The sequence below is a fragment of the Candidatus Eisenbacteria bacterium genome (assembly GCA_013140805.1).
Classification (GTDB): Bacteria; Eisenbacteria; RBG-16-71-46; order RBG-16-71-46; family RBG-16-71-46; genus JABFRW01.
The window spans coordinates 1-18,954 of sequence record JABFRW010000078.1; the positions used below are offsets into that span (position 1 = coordinate 1).

An 18,954-nucleotide genomic window follows, 5' to 3' on the forward strand; every position below is an offset into this window, starting at 1 on the left:
ATCGCGGCCCAGGAAGTCGAACAGAACATCGAACTGCTGCTCGGCGCCGGCGCCCGCCACTTCATTCCGGTCGCGAGCGGCGGACACCGCACCGACTCGCGCAATCTTCTGGACGAGCAGCGGCGGCGCGGCGTCACGGTGGTGCAGGACGTCGGCGCGTTGCGGCGCCTCGGGCCCGGACCGGTGCTCGGCCTGTTCGCGAACTCGCATCTCGACTACGTGCTCGATGCCGATCCGACCACGCGCCCCTCGCTGTCCGAGATGACACGGGTGGCGCTCGCCCGACTCTCGAGCGACCCGGACGGCTTCTTTCTGATGATCGAGGGCAGTCGCATCGATCACGCCGGACATGACAACGACGCCGCGACCGCCGCGCACGAGGTGCTGGAGTTCGACGACGCGTTTCACGTGGCGCTTGAGTTCGCCCGCCGCAATCCGCACACCCTGATCGTCGTCACCGCCGATCACGAGACCGGCGGGCTGTCGCTGGGACGCGCCGTCGATGGCACCAGCCACTACGCATGGCACCCCGAAGTGCTGCGGCGCGTGCGGCGCTCGAGCGAGTCGATGGCAGCGCGGATCGATGCGGGAGCCGAGCTGACCGCGGTGCTGCGAAGCGACGCCGGGATCTCGGATCTCGGGGTTGCCGAGCGCACGCAGCTGCGCGCGATCAAGGGCGCCGCCCTCGCGTCCGCGATCTCCGAACTGGTGAGCCGGCGCGCCCTCGTCGGCTGGACCACCCGCGGGCACACCGCCGTCGACGTGCCGGTGTGGGCATTCGGGGCGGGCGCCGGGCAGCTGCGCGGCTCGCGCCCGCACGCGGCGCTGGGCCGCCTGATCGCTCGGCTGGCCGGCCTGGAGATCGGCACCCTGACCACGCGCTAGTCGGGCGCGCGGATCCCGATGTGGTCGACGCCCGAGTAACGAAGGTTCAAGCGCCCCGCGCCGGTTGCACCGATTCGGTCGAACGTCACGCGCCCCTCGGTCATCGGCATGAAGAACTCGGTCGGCGACAGCGGGATGAGTCCCGCCACGAACTGCTTCGGCCACTCGGCGGTCAGATGGTCGGGCTCGTTCCGGACCGTGAGGATCGCGCCATCCGACATCTGGTATTTCCCCTCGAGTCGCTCGAGCTGACCCGCCGCGAGCTTTGCGACATGCCCCCGCACCGGCAGGTCGCAGGGCTGACCGAGCGCGATCGCCGACAGGTCGCGGGTGATGCGATCGATGCGGATGCGATCGAAGTTGCTGCACAGCACGATCGTCACGCCGTCATCCGGGAACACCACCAGATTCGTCGCGTGCCCCGGCAGGAAACCGGTGTGCGACAGCCGCCGCCGTCCGAACTTTTCATCGACGAACCACCCGGCGCCATAGCCGCCGAGGCCCGCGGTCCACGCCGCGGTCGCGAGTGAGCGCGAAACCACGGGGTCCGTCCGCGCCGAGTCGTCACCCGCCATGATGCGACTCCAGCGCAACAGATCGTCGACGGTGCTGAAGAGGAATCCATCGCCGGCGGTCCCCGCCAGTGGCAGGCGCGGAACTCGCACGACACCCGAACGCTCGAGGGGAATACCGGAGAGTAGTGTGTCCCAGCCGACGTCGCCACGCGTATAGCCGACCGCGAGATCCCTGCCGGGAGTCCACTGACTCACGGCTCCGGAACTCCGCATGCCGGCGGGCTCGAGGAGCGTCTGGCGAACGTGGTCGGCGAACGGTCGTCCCGCGATGCGCTCGATGATGCGGGCGAGCACCAGGTAGCCGGTATTGCTGTAGTGGAACTGGGAGCCGGGTTCGAACTCGAGCGTGTCCCGCCTTGCGTTCTCGATCAGGTCGGCGGTCGCCTGCGCTCGCCCCATGAACTCGAGGTACGGCGCAGAGCCGAGTCCCAGCCGCTCCTCATAGTCGGGAATCCCGGAGGTGTGGTGGATCAGCTGGCTCACGGTGACGGCGCGCCACGCGTTCGGGCACTCTTCGAGCAGGTTGCAGATCGGCTGGTCGAGCGTCAGCTTGCCGGCCTCCTGCAGCTCGAGCGCGGCCATGGCTGTGAACATCTTGGAGACCGATGCGACTTCGTGAGGGGTTTCGGGTGAAAAGCGAACTCGACGCTCGATGTCGGCCCAGCCGAAGCCCTTACGAAACAGCACCTGGCCATGGCGCGCGATCAGGACCGCGCCGCTGAAGCCGCCCAGTTCGGTTCGAGCAGTGAGATAGCGGTCGGCGGCGCTCGCGATCTGACGCGGCGAGGGAGGCATGGCCGGCGGCGAAGCCGGAGCGGCGGACATCAGCAGCACGGTGAGTGAGGCGAGTGCGACGAGGCTCATGGACCTGAGACGGTCGGCCGCCACCCAAGGGTTGGATCGCCCTCTTTCGTGAAGGTCCGGCGATCGCCTGCCGATGACTCGGGGGCAAAGGCTCGAGATGCGTGGTCCCGACACGGATGCGTCGGACCCCCGGCCCCGGCGTCACCGACCCGGTGACGAGTGCGAAGGAGTCAACGATGTCCCCTCTCCTCAGGAACCTGCTCGGCAACGGATCACGCGAGAACCAGCTCACCGAGGAGATGCGCGCGCTCCTGAATGAGATGAAGCAGGAACGCGGACGCTACGAGTCGCTGGTCGAGAACGGCCGCGATGCCGCGGAGCGGTTGCAGAAGCTCGGCGAGCCGATCGCGAAGGCGACCAGTGAACTGGATCAGGTCGTCACCCGCGTGTCCGAGATCGAAGCGCGCCTCGCCGCCATGGTGAAGCTCTCGGACCTGTTCCAGAATCTCGACGATCGCGCGCAGGGCCTCGCGCAGAGTCAGCAGTGGGCGGAGTCGCGCCTCACCGAGACGCTCGAGGATTCGCGGCAGATCCGAACCACGCTCGAGGAGCTCGGCACCCAGGTCGAGAACGCGACGCGGCTCAAGGAACAGCTGACGGGATTCCTCGAAGTCGAGAAGCCGTTCCAGCAGGTTCGCGGGGACACCGAGGCGTTGCGCGGCCAGCTCGAGAGTTCGGGCGAGCGCATGACGCGGCTGCGTGAACAGCACGACCGGTTGCTCGATGCGCACAAGCTTGCGGTCTCCAAGATGGAGGCGCTCGACCGCCGCGGCGACGATCTGGGCCGCGCGCTGCAGGACAAGGAGCGCCGCGTGCTCGGCGTCGAGCAGTCCGTCAAGGGGATGGACGGCGTACGCGGGACGATCGAAGAGGTGCGACGCGAGCTCGGCACCTTGAAGGCACTCGGTGATTCGGTCGCTCACAAGACCGCGTCGCTCGAATCACAGCGCGATGCGATCGATCGCGCCCTGGCTCAGATCGAGCAGCTCGAGCGGGCGATGCGCCAGCTCGACGCGGGGGTGCGCCAGCAGCAGTCGAACGAGGCCGCGCTCCGCACGCTGCAGGAGCAGGCCAACGCGCTGCGCGCGCTGCACGAGTCGGTGTTGGACCGCTCCAACGAGATCACCCAGCTGCAGCACGAGGCGCACGAGCAGACGCAGTCGACCCGCCAGGACTTGTCGTCCATGACGGCCGAAATGCGGAACACCGTCGAGCGTTTCGACTTCGAGAGCCGCGGCCTCGAGGCGGTGAGCCAGCGCGTGGCGGATCTGCGCGGCGACCTGTCGGCGTGCGAGAACCGCTTCAAGGGGCTCGGCGAGTCGAGCCTCGTCATGACCGAGTTGCGCACGCAGGCGAACACGCTGTCCGAGCGAGTTCAGGCGCTGGCGTCCGAACTCGAGCAGGTCGGCCACCAGGCGACGGAGCTGAATGCGATCCACGGCGAGCTGGACGTGACCGCACGCAACGCGCGGGAAGTCGGCGCACAGGTGGCGCAGCTCGAGCGCATGCGGCCGGCGATCGAGGCGGCGCTCCACGACGTCTCACAGCTCGGCGGCACCAGCGCACGGGTCACCGACGCGCTCGAACAGCTGCAGCTCGCCGAGGGCGAGATCACGCGGGTGCGCGAGCATCAGGGCGAAACCCGCTCGTGGCTCGCGAACGTCGATCGTTCGGTCAACGAGATCAAGGTTCAGTTCGCGGATCTCCACCAGCTCGAGCCGACGCTCGACGCGGTGCGCAAGCAGGCACAGCGCATCACCGAATCGACCGCCACGATCGAATCGCGACGCGAGATGATCGAGGAGCTGCAGCGCCGACTGACGGAGCTGGGTTCGCTCGGCGCCGGCCTCGACGAGCGCAGCCGCCAGCTTCAGGAGCGCATGGAGTTCGCGGAGCAGCGCTTCGAAACGCTGGGAGCCCAGGCCGAAGAAGCCGAAGGCACCACGAAGGCCATGAAGGCCGTCACCACCGGCGTTCATCAGGCCGAGCGGCAGGTCGCCGAGATCAGCAAGACGGTCGCCGCGGTGGCCGCGCAGTGCGATTCGATCGAGTCGCTGGCGCAGGAGACGCGCTCCATGAAGGAGGAGCTGGATCAGCGTCAGCAGGCGCTGTCGGTTGCGGCCAAGGACCTGACGCGCACGACCGCGTTGCGCGAGAAGGCCTCGCAGTCGGCGCAGCAGCTCGAAGCACTCAGCGCACAGCTCGCCACGAACCTCGACGAGGCACATCAGCGGGCGACGCAGGTCGCCGAGCTGTCGAGCCAGCTCGAGAACCGCGCCAACGCGCTGCGCCGGGTCGACGGACGGCTCGGCCAGTTCGAGAACCGCATGGCTCGCTGGGACGCGACCGAGCAGAACATCACGCGCTCCCTCGAGCTCATCGACAATCGGCAGGGCACGGTCGAAGCGCTGCAGACCGATCTCGACCGCATGTTCGCGATGGCGGAACGAACCGCATCGCACGTGCGCGAGATCACTTCGGCGCACCAGCAGATCGGTGAGGGTCGCGAGCTGCTCCAGGACGTCATGAACCGGTTGAACGAGGTGCGCGAGACCGCCAGCTCGCTCGACGACCGCAAGCGCCAGATGGTGAAAGCCGAGGAACGGCTCGCGCGTTCGGAGGCGCTGCTGGTCGAAGTCCGTTCGAGCCTCGAATCGCTCGAAGGCCACAAGGTCCTGGTCGATCAGGCGGTCGAGAAGGCCGGCTCGCTGCAGATGCTGCTCAAGCAGGCCGAGGCCACCATCGATGGACTGCGCGAGGAGCAGAAGACCACCGCGCGGGTGCGCGCCGTGATCACCGAGGCGCGCCACGCCCGGGATGCGAACGAGGACGACGACGACCTGGCAATGGCGGCCTGATCGCGGTGCGGCGCGCGCCTAGCGGGCGCGCCGCACTTCGAAGCTCCCCATCTGCAGCGACTGGTCGGGCTCGTTGAGCGCCGCAATGCTCGCGTGCGCGAGGCCACCCTCCCGGTCGTCATTGCCGAAGCGTCGGTGCGCGACCCGAAACGCCACCCGGTACTTGCCATCCGGCAGCGTTCCGGAGACGACCAGCCGGTAGGTGTCGCGCATGACAACATCCTGCCGCCAGCGCTCGGCGGTGAACAGTCCGTAGCCCAGGTAGCGCGCGCGAAACTGCCGCGGCTGTGCGGTCGAATCGAGCACGAAGGTGTTGGTCGCAAACAGCTGCGTCACCGGTGCGCGGCGCGCCCAGTAGGTGATCAGCGTGACCACCTCGCCGGGCTGGACGACCGCGGACACCGGATCCACGCCGACCAGTTCGATTTCGTCGTCGAAGCGGATCGCCAGCACGCGCTGCGGCATGCGTGGAGCCACGTCGATCAGCGAAACGGTGTCGCGCGCACCGCGCAGCAGGAGGACCGCGTCGTCGAAACCGTCCGCCGGGCGCAGGTGGTTGCGGGCGATCAGGCCGAGCAGTCGCTCGCGTGATGCGGCGTTTCGAAACTCCATGCCCTGGTTGCCGATCATTGCGTCGATCCGTTCGGGGACCGGGTAGCTCCGCGACGAAAACGTGTAGACCCCGGACAGGATGTGATGCATCGAGTGCAGCTCCGCGCGCGCCGACAGGTGCGGCAGGTACTCGAAGCTCGCGATCGTCGCGGCGTCCGGCGGAATCCGCGCGACGAGCCGCTCTCGAAACGGCCGCAGGCGGCGCGCGGCATCGTCCGGCCGCGAGCGTTCGGTGGGCGGACGATGCTGCCACCTGCTGTGCCCGAACAGCGGACCGAACTGGTAATTCGCGAATCCCGAAGCCGCCAGCGCGACCACCACCAGCACGCGCGTCGCGAGCCGCGAACGGGCGGCCCCGAACGCGCGACCGAGCCGCGCCAGCCCGAACGCAGCCGCCGCGATCACGAACGGCGTGACGGCCGCCGTGTACTGAAACGCGATCGCGTGCTGCTGGGGCCGCGACGACAGCAGGTGCAGCAGAAGCAGCGGCAGCGCGGCCAGCAGCAGCAGCGGAGCGGCCAGCGGAAGCGCGCCGACCGGGAGCAGCAGGTGCAGCCAGTACTCGCGCTTGAGCAACCCGTCGCCCGGATCGCCCGGGGTGCTGAAGAGCGCCTCGATCGCGCGCCATGGATGCGTGGCCAGATTCGCGAGCACCGTTCCCGGCGTCTGCCCCCAGGCTCCGAACATGCGGGCGTACTCGGCCTCACCGCGCGAGAACATCGGCTGCAGGATCAGAAACGTGAGCGCGAGTGAAACGGTCGCGAGCCCGGCGAGCCGGGCCGCGGTCGCCCGCGCTCCCGGCCGTCTCAACCACAGCACGAACGCCGCAAGCCCCAGAGCGGCGAGCGCCACGTCCTCGCGCGCCAGCATGGCGAGCGCGGCGAACAGCAGGCCGCGCCTCCAACGCCCGTCCGACAGGTCGTCGATCGCCGCCAGCAGCGGAGCGGTCGCGAACGCTTCGGGGTGGAACTCGAACAGGTTCACGTAGCCGACCGCCGGGAACATCAGATAGAGCAGCGCGACCGACAGCGCCGCGACCGGGTCGCCGGTGAGGCGACGCGTCAGCCGGTAGGCCGGGATCGCGCCGAGCGCCAGCACGAGCGTCTGCGCCCACAGCAGCGCGAGCGGGTTCTTGAACGGCGCGAGCAGCGGGGCGAGCGGAATCAGGATCAGCGAGGAGTGATCGCCGAGCCAGTTCATGCCGCGCACGGAATTCCAGAACGAACCGTGGGCCAGCCGATCGATCGCCTGGGTGAAGATCGCGAGATCGAAGTCGGTGTAGAGGAAGTAGCGGTGCTTCACCCACACCGCGGTTCCGTAGACGCCGAGGTACGCAGTGATCAGCAGCGCCAGCGTCAGCCGCTCGAACCACCCCGCCGGAGTTGCCGGCGGCGGGGCGATCGACTTGAGCCTGGGCTTCGGCTTCGAACCAGCGGCTGAAGCGGGGCGGCGGCCTTTCAACCCCGACTCAGCGAACGATGAACAGGCGGGTACGCGCTTCCCAGCCCTCGCCGGTCGCACGCGCGATCACGAATCCCGGTGACAACCGTCGTCCGATGTCGTCGCGTCCATCCCACTCGATCGCGCTCGATCCGGCCGCGACCTCGAGGCGGCGGAGCACACGGCCCGAGACATCGATCAGCTCGACGCGTGCGGGTGTGGTGATCGAAGTTCCGAACACGAATCGCGCACCGTTCGGCGTCACGTTCGGCTGGGCGCGAAACGCGAGCTCTGCGCGCGCCGGAGTCGACACTCCGACCGTACCGAGCGTCAGTACGAAGCCGCGAACGTAGGTGTGCGATCCCGCCACCAGGTCGCCGCGTCCAACGATCTGTCCGGCGTCGTTGATGTCGTGCGCCTCCCACAGCCACCAGCCGCTATCGGAGGGGATCAGCGAATTCAGGTCGCGCACCACCCCACCGATCGCTCGAAAAGCGCCGCTCGCACCGAGCGTCCCGACCACCACGCCGCCCTGGTTGATGGCGCGCGCCCGCCCGCTCGCGCTGCCGAGCTTCTGCACGGTGCCGGACTGGAACACGGTCGGGTACCACACCCCGTCGGCGGCCTGCGCCGCACCGACCACCACTCCGGCCGCGTTGATGTCGTAGGCGACGCTGTTCGCGCCGCCGAGCGTTCCGAGATCGACGAGGCTCGAATAGTCACCCGAGGCGAGAAACGCATGCGATCTGCCGTCGGCGAGCTGCGCTTCTCCCACCACGGTGCCGGCGTCGTTGATGGCGTACGCGATACTCGTCGCGCCGCCGAGAGTCCCCAGCGTGGTGGCCACCTCGCCCACGTCCACCACGAACCCGCGTGTGTGACCCGCCACGATCTGCTCACCGACCACGCGCGAGAAGATGTTGAGCCCGTGCGCCTGCGAGTTCGCGATCCCGAGATCCAGGATCTCGGTTCCCACACCGACCACGGCGCGGTACGACTCGGGGTAGAACTCGCCGAACCCTCCCGTGCCGGCGACGCGACCCGGAGTGTTGATCGCTTCGAGTGAGAATTCGATCAGCTGATCCGGATAACTCGTGAACATCTGCTCGGAACCCATCCAGCGAAAGCCGCGCGGGTTCGCGTCGACGCAGCACGGGTACTTGACGCCCGTCACCAGTCCGCTCGAATTGATCGCGCGCGCGACGTTGTCAGCGCCGTACGTGAACACTCCCGTGACCGAATAGGGCTCAGCGCTTGCGGTCGGCCCGGACGAGACGGACAGCGTGAGGACTGTGACCGCGGCAAGGCTCGAACGGAGCCACGAGAAAGATTGCATGGGGAGCCTCCGAAGCTGCGGCGAACGGCGAGAACACCTGCGTGGCAAAGGCTACAACTCGGGTCGACCCGACGGTACCCCTTTTTCGCCGCGCTGGGATCGACCGTTCACGACCCCGAGCGCTCGCGAACCGGCTGACAGACTCCTGACCCCAGAGGGTGCACCGTTCGCGGTAGGCTGCGGTCGCATACTGTTGGAATCGCCGAACTTCGCGCCGCACCTCCCGACCCGGGGCCTCTCCGAATGATCCGAGTCCAGCCGAGCCTGCTCCCGTTACTCCTCTGCACGATCGCGACCCTGACCGGCTGTGCTGGAAAGCGCGAGGCCCGCAAGCCGCGCGTCCCGGTCACGATCGCGGTCGCGGAGCAGCGAGCCATGCCGTTCGCCCTGCGAGCCACCGGCACGGTCGAGGCCATCCGCACCGCCGACGTCGGCTCTCAGGTCGGCGGGGTGCTGCAGCGCGTCACCTTCCGCGAAGGCGACGAGGTGCGCGAGGGGCAGCCGCTCTTCCAGCTCGACGCGCGTCCGTTTCGCGCGGCGCTCGACCAGGCACGCTCGGCCCTGCAGCGCGACCGGGCCCAGGCGCTGATCGCACACTCGAACGGCGAGCGAGCGCGCGCGATGTTCGACCAGCAGTTCATCTCGCAGGCGGAATGGGATCAGGCGCGCGCCACCGCCGAAACCTGGGCTGCGACCGTGCTCGCCGACTCGGCCGCGGTGCAGACCGCGCGACTCAACCTCGAGTTCGCGACCATCCGGGCTCCGATCGGCGGCCGCACCGGCCGACTGCTCGTGCATCAGGGTGATCTGGTGCGCGCCGCCACCAGTGAGCCGCTGGTCACGATCAACCAGACCCGACCGGTCCGCGTGGCGTTCACGGTCCCGGAAGATGCCGTCGCCGTCGTGCAGCGTCATCGCAACCAGAACCCGCGCGTCACGGCGCGCTTCTCGGCCGCCGACACTGTCGCGATCGCCGGAACGCTGGCGTTCGTCGACAACGCGCTCGATCCCAACAGCGGCACGCTGCTGCTCAAGGGCGAGTTTCCGAATACCGACCAGCGCCTGATGCCCGGCCAGTTCGTCGACGTGGAGCTGGTGCTGTTCGACCAGAACGACGCAATCGTGGTGCCCGAGACCGCGGTCACCCGCGGCCAACAGGGCAGCTTCGTCTACGTCATGGCGAAGGACTCGACGGTCGCCACCCGGCCGATCACGGTGAGCCGCAACGTCGGGCTTCTGACCATCGTCGACTCCGGACTCGAGGCCGGTGAGATCGTGGTGACCGACGGACAGCTGCGGCTCTCGCCCGGCGCCCGGGTGATGGTCCGCAGTGAGTCGGGAAGCAAGCCATGAACCTGTCCCGGATCTGGATCGAGCGACCGGTCATGACCACGCTGGTCATGATCGGGATCCTGCTGTTCGGCGCCGCCGCCTACACGCAGCTTCCGGTCAGCGACCTTCCGAACGTCGATTATCCGGTGATCTCGGTCAGCGCGTCGCTGCCGGGCGCCTCGCCCGAGACCATGGCTTCGGCAGTCGCGACCCCGCTCGAGAAGCAGTTCACCACCATCGCCGGACTCGACGCGATGACCTCGTCGAGCAACCAGGGCCAGACCAGCATTACGTTGCAGTTCTCGCTGGCGCGCAACATCGACGCGGCCGCGCAGGACGTGCAGTCGGCGATCGCCAAGACGCTGCGCTCGTTGCCGACCGGAATCACGCCGCCCTCGTATCAGAAGGTCAATCCCGCCGATCAGCCGATCCTGTTCCTGTCGCTGACCTCGCCGCAGCTGCCGCTCTCGCAGCTCAACGAGTATGCCGAGAACACGCTCGCACAGCGCATGTCGATGGTGGCGGGCGTGGCGCAGGTGTCGGTGTTCGGCGCGCAGAAGTACGCGGTCCGCATCCAGCTCGACCCGCGCGCGCTGTCGTCGCGCGGCATTCCGATCAGCGCGGTGACCGCCGCGATCGACGCGGCGAACGTGAACCTGCCGACCGGGATCCTGTGGGGACCGAACAAGACCACCACGATCGAGAGCAACGGACAGCTTCAGACCGCCGCGGCGTTCGGCCAGATCGTGATCGCTTACCGCGGTGGCGCGCCGGTGCGGCTGCGAGACCTCGGCATCGTGAAGGACGACGTGCAGAACAATCGTGTCGCGAGCTGGTACCGGAGCCAGCGTTCGATCACGCTCGCGGTCCAGCGGCAGCCCGGCACCAACACGGTCGCGGTGGCGGATGGCGTCAAGGCACTGATCGATCGGCTGCGCCCGCAGCTGCCGGCCTCGGTCGAGATCCACACCATCTACGACCGCTCGGAGTCGATCCGCCACTCGGTGCGCGACGTTCAATTCACGCTGCTGCTCACGCTCGTGCTGGTGGTGCTGGTGATCTTCCTGTTCCTGCGCAACCTGCCCGCCACCGTGATCCCGAGTCTGGCACTCCCGCTCTCGATCGTCGGCACGTTCGCCGCCATGAAGCTGCTCGGCTTCAGCCTCGACATCCTGTCGCTCATGGCGCTCACCCTCGCGGTCGGATTCGTCGTCGACGACGCGATCGTGATGCTCGAGAACATTCACCGGCACATCGAGATGGGCAAGACACCCATGCAGGCCGCGTTCGACGGCTCCCGGGAGATCGGCTTCACGATCCTGTCGATGACCGTCTCGCTGGTGGCGGTCTTCATTCCGGTGTTGTTCATGGGCGGGCTGCTCGGCCGGCTGTTCCACGAATTCGCGATCACGATCAGCGTCGCGATCCTGGTCTCGGGCGTGGTGTCGCTCACGCTCACCCCGATGCTGTGCAGCCGCTTCCTGCACCACGAAGGCGCGGTGCAGCACGGCCGTGCCTACCTGGCGATCGAGAGCGCGTACGAGCGTTCACTGGGGTTCTACGAGCGCACACTGCGCTGGGTCATGAACCACAGACGAACGGCGCTGGTGTTCTCGCTCGGCATCCTGGTCGGCACGGTGGTGCTGTTTCGCGTGGTGCCGAAAGCGTTCATCCCCAGCGAGGACACCGGCCGCATCACCGCCAGCACCGAGTCCGCCGAAGGCACCTCGTTCGAGAGCATGGTCACGCATCAGCGGGCGGTCGCCGAGGTGGTGAGCAACGACCCGAACGTCGAGATGTTCATGTCATCGGTCGCCGGCGGTGGAGGCGGCTCGTCCTCGAACCAGGGGCGTCTCATCATTCGGCTCAAGCCGCGCGACCAGCGCAAGCTCTCGGCCGACGAGGTCATCCGCGAGCTGCAACCCAAGCTCGCACGGGTTCCCGGCATCCGCGTGTTTCTGCAGAACCCCCCGGTCATCAACGTCGGAGGTCGCCAGTCGAAGAGCCAGTACCAGTTCACGCTCACGGGGCCCGACGTGACGTCGCTCTACGAGTCGTCGAACGCGCTGCTGGCGCGACTGGTCGATCAGCCGCTGCTCGCCGACGTCACCAGCGACCTGCAGATCAAGAACCCGCAGGTCCAGGTCGAGATCGATCGCGAGCGGGCATCTTCGCTCGGAGTGTCGGCCGAACAGATCGAACGAACGCTCTACGACGCGTACGGCTCGCGCCAGGTCTCCACCATCTACACCGCGAGCGACCAGTACTGGGTGCTCATGGAGCTGCTGCCCGAATATCAGCGCGACATGTCGGCGCTCCAGAATCTCTACGTCGAAGGACGCGACGGCGGACTGGTGCCGCTGTCCGCGGTTGCGAAGCTCGCGCCCGCACTCGGACCGCTGAGCGTGAATCATCAGGGGCAGGTGCCGGCGGTGACGCTGTCCTTCAATCTGGCGCCGGGGGCCTCGCTCGGAGCCGCGGTCGGAGCGGTCGAGCACGAGGCCCGCGAGGCTCTGCCGGCCAGCATCAGCACCAGCTTCGGCGGTACCGCGCAGGTCTTCCAGTCGAGCCAGCAGGGGTTGCTGTGGCTGCTGCTGCTCGCCGTGCTGGTGATCTACCTGGTGCTCGGCATCCTGTACGAGAGCTTCATCCACCCGCTCACGATTCTGTCGGGACTTCCGTTCGCCGGCTTCGGCGCGCTACTCACGCTGCTGCTGTTCCGGGCCGATCTCAGCATCTACGCGTTCGTCGGCATCATCATGCTGATCGGGCTGGTGAAGAAGAACGCGATCATGATGATCGACTTCGCACTCGAAGCGGAGCGCGAACACGGCAAGACCCCGCGCGACGCGATCATCGAGGCGTGCCTGGTGCGGTTTCGGCCCATCATGATGACGACCCTGGCGGCACTCATGGGCACGCTGCCGATCGCGTTCGGGATTGGAGCCGGCGCCGAAGCCCGCCAGCCACTCGGGCTCGCGGTGGTCGGAGGTCTCGCGTTCTCGCAGATCGTCACGCTCTACGTGACGCCGGTGTTCTACACCTATCTCGACGAGTTGCAGGCGCGCTTCAGGCGCCGTCGCCGGCTCGCCGCGGTGCCGGCGGCCGGGAGCCAGGCATCGGTGGCCGCCGCCGGCGACTGACGCCGGCGCTCCGCTACCTGGCCGCCGCCTCGTCCTTCTCGAGTTCGGCGCGAAACTTCGCGGCCTTCTCGGGCTCGCGCAGCGCTTCGTAGTCCGCCACCAGGTCCTTGCGAGCGTTCTGCAGCCAGCTCACCGCGGGATCCGCCTGCCGGGTGACGATCTCGTAGCCCGCCAGCGTCGACTGCTCGGCCTCGCGGTGACGCGCCTGCCGCAGCAGTGCGCGCCCCAGCTTGATGCGCGCGATCCCGATGTACAGATGATCGGCGGGCAGCGTCTCGCCGTAGCGATCGAGCGCCTCGCGATAGGTCCGCTCGGCGCCGCGGAAGTCCTTGCGCTCCATGTAGACGCTGCCGAGATTCGCGAGCGCGATCCCGATCAGCTGATGCTTGTCGCCGTAAGCCGCATGATAGATGTCGATCATGCGCCGGAACGAAGATTCGGCGAGCTCGAGCCGCTTGTCGGCCAGTGCCGCGTTTCCGATCTCATTGAGCGTCGAGGCGACGCTCGGGTGGTGCGGGCCGTAGACCCGTTCGCGGATCGCGAGCGCGCGCTGAAGCAGCCCCGCCGCCTCATCGCGCCGATTCTGCGGGATGAGCACGCGGCCGACCATGGTGAGCGTGGCCGCGGTCTCGAAGTGGTCCTCGCCGAACCACCCGCGATAGATCTGCAGTGCTTCGCGGAACAGGCTCTCGGCGGCCGCGTAGTGTCCCCACTCCTGCTGGATCGCGCCGAGGTTGATGAGATCGCTCGCCACGTTCGGGTGATGCGTGCCGTGTGCCGCGAGGTCGAGCGCCAGCACGCGCCGATTCAGCGAGTCGGAGGCCTCGTAGTGGCCCGCGTAGTAGTGGCAGTTCGCGAGCTCGGTGAGCGCCGCGGTGCGCTCCGGAACCGGGAGCTTGCCCAGCGAGTCGAGACGCACCACGGCGGTCAGCACCTGAATCGCCTGCGCGTAGTCGCCCGCGATGTCGAGCAGCTGACCGAGTGCCGTCGAAGCCCGCGCCTCGGCCAGTTCGGCGCCGGGGCCACCGCGCCGGCTGCGCTCGATCGCATCGCGCACCAGCCGATCGGCCTCTTCGAAGCGCGATTGATCGGCACGCAGCAGTCCGAGCGCCGTGAGACTCCTCGCCACGTCGGCGTTCGAGGACCCGCGAGCCGCATGGCGCATCGTGAGCGCGGTCTGCAGCAGCGAATCGGCGCGGTCCAGGCGCCCGAGCTTGTGATAGATGCCGCCCAGATTCTGGAACAACTCGGCCTGCACTTCCGGCTCTTCATTGAGCGCGTTCGCTTCCCGCACACCGCGATCCAGCAGGCTCACGACCCTCAAAGTGTCCGAGGGGCCCGCATCCGGGTCGCCGCCCGCGAACAGCTGACTCATGAACTGCTGAATGCGCCGCGTCCGGTCGGCTTCGGCGATCGCCACGTTGCGGGCGGTGGTGAGTCGCAGGGTGTAAAACGTCACCAGCCCGACGATCGCGATCGTCACCAGCGCCGCCGCGGCCAACGGCGCCGCATGGCGACGCACGAACTTCGAGGCCCGATAACCCCACGAGTCGGCGCGCGCCTCGAGCGGCTCGCCGCGCAGGTAGTGATCGAGGTCGCGGATCAGCGAATCCACGGTCCGGTAGCGGCGCGCCGGGTCCTTCTGCATCGCGGTGAGACACAGCACGTCGAGATCGGCCCACTCGGCGCCGCCGACCGAGCCGACCGGGCGCGCTCCGGCGCTGCGCTCAGCCGCGCGCGCGACCGCCGAGGGCCGCTCGGGCTGCTGCTCGAGGACGATGCGGTCGATCTCGAGCGGGGTGCGGTTCTCGAAGTCGAATGGCGGCCGACCGGCGAGCAGCTCGTAGAGCACGACGCCGAGCGCGTAGACGTCGGTGTGAACTCCGAGCCCGGTGCCGCGGATCTGTTCGGGAGCCGCGTAGGCGGGCGTCATGAGTCGAGCTTCGGTTCGCGTCCGCTGTGCTTCGCTGCCGGCCGCCTCGAGCGGCTTCGCGATGCCGAAGTCGAGCAGCTTCACCTGCCCGCCTTCCTTGACCAGGATGTTCGAAGGCTTGAGATCCCGATGGATCACGGCGTGCTGATGTGCGTGAAGGACCGCCTCGCACACCGAGCGGAACAACTCGAGCCGCCGCGGAATCGAACACCGATGCTCATCGCAGTAGCGTCCGAGCGGCAGCCCCTCGACGTACTCCATCACGAACCACGGCGTCCCTTCGGGCAACGTGCCCGCGTCGTAGAGCCGTGCGATCGCCGGATGATCGAGCTGCGCCAGGGTGCGCTGTTCGCTCGCAAACCGCGCGCGGCGCGCCGGCGAAAGCCACGCATCGCGCAGCAGCTTGATCGCGACCTGATTCTTGAGGTCGGGCCGCTCGGCCAGATACACCACGCCCATGCCGCCCTCGCCGAGCAGCTCGAGCAGACGGTAAGGGCCCAGCGCGCGCGGCAACACGGGCGGCGCATCGGCGGCCAGCACGCGGTCTGCGAGCTGCGCCAGATCGCGACTCAGCAGCGAGTCGTCGGTGGTGTCCTCGTCGGCCATGCGCAGAACTTCATCGATCAGCGCCGAATCACCGCCGCACGCGGCCTCGAGGTGCGCGCGACGCTCGGTCGCCGGCAGGTCGGCCACCTCGTGGAAGAGTTCCTGAATGCGTTCCCAGCGACTCGCGTCCATTTCAGAATCCAGTCCGGAGAGTTCGGGCGCCGTCGCTCAGTCCGCGCGGCGCAATGCCTGGGACAGCCACGCCTTGGCCGCGCGCCAGTCGCGCAGCACCGTGGCTTCGGAGATTCCCAGCATCTCGGCGGTCTCGGGGATGTCGAGCCCACCGAAGAATCGAATCTCGACCATCTGGGCCTGCCGGGGGTGCAGGCGCGCCAGTTCGTCGAGTGCCTCGTGCAAACCGATCAGATCCTCGGCCCATCGGGCGCCGTCGCCTGCGGCGTCATCGAACGTCACGAGCGGCGTGCCGGGTCCACCCCGCTTGGCGGCATGGCGCCGACGCGCGGCATCGACCAGCACCTGCCGCATGGCGCGGGCCGCGATGCGCTTGAAGTGCAGATGCGAGGTGCGAGCCACCGACGGAGTTCCGGCGAGCTTGAGCCATGCTTCGTTCACGAGTGCGGTGGGGCTCAGCGTGGCGCTGGGTTCGTTGCGCCGCACGCTCGAAGCGAGCCGTCGCAGCTCCTCGTATGCGGCGCTGAACACATCGTCGAGCTCGGTGCGGCCGGCCGCCGCATCGCGCGGGGAACCGGCGCCCGGGATGCTCGGTGCTCGGAGGCTTCGCAGGCTCATGACGGTATTTCCGGCGGTTCGACGCAATGGGGGTCGGGGATGGGGCGAGAGTCGGCCACGAGTATACGGCAGCCATCGCGCCTCCCGGGATCGGAATTCACTGCTTCATGGAGAGTCGGCGATGGAACCCCGCTTCCAGAGGGACTACCGAGTGGCTCGGGAGCGCGACGGAACGCTGGTGCTGTCCTACGCGGTGGGTCGGCTCGGGGCGCTCATGGGTCGGCTGCTCGGCCGCCGGGAACGCATCGCGATCCGCCCCGGCGAGGGCTTGATCTGCGCCGGAGCGCGGCTCGCGTTCGGTGACATCGAGGAGATCGGCGTGTTCACAGACGAGTCGAGCGCACGCCGCGCTTCGGACCCGACCTCCTACGTTTTCGCGCACTGGCGCGGCCGCCGCGTCTCGATCACCCGCCGCATGCCGTACGGACGCGCCGAGGCGATCCGACGCGAGATCGTTGCGTGCTCCGGCCACTCGTGGCGTTGATCGCCTCGACGCCGGCGGGTAGGCTGCGTCGCTCGTCACGTCCCGGGGCGCACCGAACGCTCAGACGCGCCCACACATCGCGGGGGTCGCACGCTCGATCCGTCGGAGACTCGAAGCCTCCACTCCCTGACCCGCATGGCGATGGTCGGTTCGGCGCTGATCATGGCCTCGCAGGTCGCTTCGCGTGCCGTTCGCGACACCCTGTTCCTCTCGAACTTCGCACTCGCATCGTTGCCGATCATGATCGTGGCCGCGTCCGCGCTCGCGATCGTCGCCGCGTGGCTCGCCACCCGCGCCGCCGCGCGGCTCGGCGCCGCGCGATTCGTCACCCTCGCGATGCTCGCGAGCGCGGTGCTGACGATCGGTGAATGGGGACTCACGCTCGCGCGGCCGGCGCTCGGCGCCATTGCGCTCTACCTGCACGTCGCCGCGATCGGGCCGCTGCTGATCTCAGGCTTCTGGTCGATGTTGAGCGAACGCATCGAGCCGCGCGCCGCCCGACGCTCGCTGGCTCGCATCCTGGCGATCGGCACGCTCGGGGGGCTGGCGGGCGGAGTGCTCGCCGAGCGGCTCACCTCGCTCGGCGGGGTCGCCGCCACGTTCCCGGCGCTGGCACTCGCCCACGCCGGATGCGCGTGGGCGACGTGGCGCTTCCCGCCGCTCCCCGCGCGAGTCGCGAAGGCACCCGAGCCGCCGTCCGCACTCGGCTCGCGCGAAGCCATGCGACGGCTGATCGCGACCCCCTACCTTCGCAATCTGGCACTGCTGGTGCTCGGCAGCGCGGCGAGCGCGGCGCTGCTCGACTTCGTGTTCAAGGCGCAGGTCACCGATGCGTGGCGCGGCAGCCACGAGCTGATGCGGGTGTTCTCGACCTTTTACGCGGCGACCGCGCTGCTCACCTTCGCGATTCAGTCGCTGTTCGCGCGTGCCGCACTCGAGCACGGCGGCCTTGCGCGCACCATCGGGTCGTTGCCGGCGGCCGTGGTGGGCGGCGCCACCGTGGCCCTGGTGGCGCCGGGCGCGGCCAGCGCGATCGCGGCTCGCGGGCTCGAGCTGGTGATGCGCGGCTCCCTGTTCCGGGCCGGCTACGAGCTGCTCTACACCCCGATTCCGCCGGCGGAAAAGCGCGCCACCCGGGCACTGGTCGACGTGGCGTGCGATCGGCTCGGCGACGCGGTCGGTGCCGGCCTCATTCTGCTGGTGCTCGGAGTCGCCGCGGGCGCTTCGATGCCCGTGTTGCTCGGACTCGCGGTCGCGTCGTCGGCCGCGGTGCTGGCGGTGGTGTCGCGCGTGCAGCGCGGCTACATCGCATCACTCGAAGCCGGGCTGCGCGTCGGGGAACTGAGGCTCGACCCGCTCGAGGTCCAGGACTTGACCACCCGCACCACGCTCTCGACGATGCTCCCGGTCGCACTGGCTCGTTCGGTCGAGGAAGCGGCGGGCGGAGCGGCCTCTCATGTCCGCCGACTCGTCGACACGCTGCTGGATCCTGCCACCGACGTCTCGATCCGGCGCCGCATTCCGAGACTGCTCACCGACTATCCGACTCCGCTCGCGGTCGAGGGACTCACCGGCGGCCTCGACGATGCGCGCTTCGAGGTCCGCTACCGGTGCGGAGTGGCACTGGCGCGCCTCATCGAGCGCGACGAACACTTGCGCGCGGACTCCGCGCGCATTCTCTCGGCGGTGCGTCGCGAGGCCGCGGTCGGACACCCGGTGTGGGAATCCCAGCGCCTGCTCGAACGGCTCGAGGAACGCGAGGAGAGCACGTTCGTCGACGACTTCCTGCGCGAGCGCGCAGGTCGCACGCTTCAACACACCTTCACGCTGCTGTCGATGGTGCTCCCTCGCGAGCCGCTGCGCATCGCGTTTCGAGGGCTGTTTGCCGGCGACCGGATGCTGCGGGGCACAGCACTCGAATACCTCGAGAGCGTGTTGCCGCCCGACGTGCGCGAGGTGCTGTGGCCCCACCTCGAGCCGGATCGCACGCCGCAGCGAGTGGACGTCGAGCCCTCACGCGACCGCGATCAGATCCTGCGCGACCTGATGCACGCGAATCCTTCGATCGAGATCAACCTCGCCGAGCTGCGCGCGCAACAGGAGCCGCGACCCGACGCGGAGCGTCCGTGAATCGCT

At 68.6% G+C, this 18,954-nt stretch carries 11 protein-coding genes; 6 read left to right on the plus strand and 5 right to left on the minus strand.

The annotated features are described in order from the left end of the window. The coding region (locus tag HOP12_06970) for an alkaline phosphatase (protein ID NOT33895.1) at nt 1-885 on the plus strand (885 nt) is incomplete at its 5' end. Here the strand turns inward: HOP12_06970 and HOP12_06975 are convergent. After that, the gene (locus HOP12_06975) at nt 882-2,324 is read right to left on the minus strand and encodes a beta-lactamase family protein (protein ID NOT33896.1); all 1,443 of its coding nucleotides are present in this window, start codon (nt 2,322-2,324) and stop codon (nt 882-884) included. The two genes, HOP12_06970 and HOP12_06975, sit on opposite strands and share 4 nt — an antisense overlap. A 176-nt stretch (nt 2,325-2,500) precedes the next feature. On the opposite strand from HOP12_06975, the gene HOP12_06980 reads away from it, so the two are divergent. Then, nucleotides 2,501-5,182, plus strand: a complete 2,682-nt coding sequence (locus HOP12_06980; protein ID NOT33897.1) for a hypothetical protein — start codon at nt 2,501-2,503, stop codon at nt 5,180-5,182. Nucleotides 5,183-5,200: 18 nt separating this feature from the next. On the opposite strand, the gene HOP12_06985 is transcribed toward HOP12_06980, so the two are convergent. Both HOP12_06985 and HOP12_06990 read right to left on the minus strand, forming a co-directional pair. Beyond that, nucleotides 5,201-7,255, minus strand: a complete 2,055-nt coding sequence (locus HOP12_06985) for a DUF2079 domain-containing protein (GenBank protein NOT33898.1) — start codon at nt 7,253-7,255, stop codon at nt 5,201-5,203. Nucleotides 7,256-7,262: 7 nt separating this feature from the next. Next, nucleotides 7,263-8,570 (minus strand): hypothetical protein, encoded by a 1,308-nt coding sequence (locus HOP12_06990; protein NOT33899.1) that lies wholly within the window; start codon nt 8,568-8,570, stop codon nt 7,263-7,265. A gap of 243 nt (nt 8,571-8,813) precedes the next feature. Between HOP12_06990 and HOP12_06995 the strand changes: the two genes are divergently transcribed. Next, nucleotides 8,814-9,923 (plus strand): efflux RND transporter periplasmic adaptor subunit, encoded by a 1,110-nt coding sequence (locus HOP12_06995; GenBank protein NOT33900.1) that lies wholly within the window; start codon nt 8,814-8,816, stop codon nt 9,921-9,923. Then, nucleotides 9,920-13,045 carry an efflux RND transporter permease subunit gene (locus tag HOP12_07000; protein NOT33901.1) on the plus strand — a complete coding sequence of 1,042 codons (3,126 nt, stop codon included), beginning with the start codon at nt 9,920-9,922 and terminating at the stop codon, nt 13,043-13,045. Before HOP12_06995 ends, HOP12_07000 begins: the two co-directional genes overlap by 4 nt. Nucleotides 13,046-13,058: 13 nt before the next feature. Here the strand turns inward: HOP12_07000 and HOP12_07005 are convergent, their stop codons facing one another. Together HOP12_07005 and HOP12_07010 are read right to left on the minus strand one after the other, a co-directional pair. After that, nucleotides 13,059-15,716, minus strand: a complete 2,658-nt coding sequence (locus HOP12_07005) for a tetratricopeptide repeat protein (protein ID NOT33902.1) — start codon at nt 15,714-15,716, stop codon at nt 13,059-13,061. A 36-nt stretch (nt 15,717-15,752) separates the two neighbouring features. Continuing rightward, nucleotides 15,753-16,334 (minus strand): sigma-70 family RNA polymerase sigma factor, encoded by a 582-nt coding sequence (locus HOP12_07010; GenBank protein ID NOT33903.1) that lies wholly within the window; start codon nt 16,332-16,334, stop codon nt 15,753-15,755. Nucleotides 16,335-16,455: 121 nt separating this feature from the next. On the opposite strand from HOP12_07010, the gene HOP12_07015 reads away from it, so the two are divergent. Continuing rightward, nucleotides 16,456-16,818: a hypothetical protein gene (locus HOP12_07015; protein ID NOT33904.1), complete on the plus strand. Its 363-nt coding sequence runs from the start codon at nt 16,456-16,458 to the stop codon at nt 16,816-16,818. Between the two features lie 162 nt (nt 16,819-16,980). Beyond that, nucleotides 16,981-18,948 carry a hypothetical protein gene (locus HOP12_07020; GenBank protein ID NOT33905.1) on the plus strand — a complete coding sequence of 656 codons (1,968 nt, stop codon included), beginning with the start codon at nt 16,981-16,983 and terminating at the stop codon, nt 18,946-18,948. Nucleotides 18,949-18,954 lie beyond the last annotated feature (6 nt).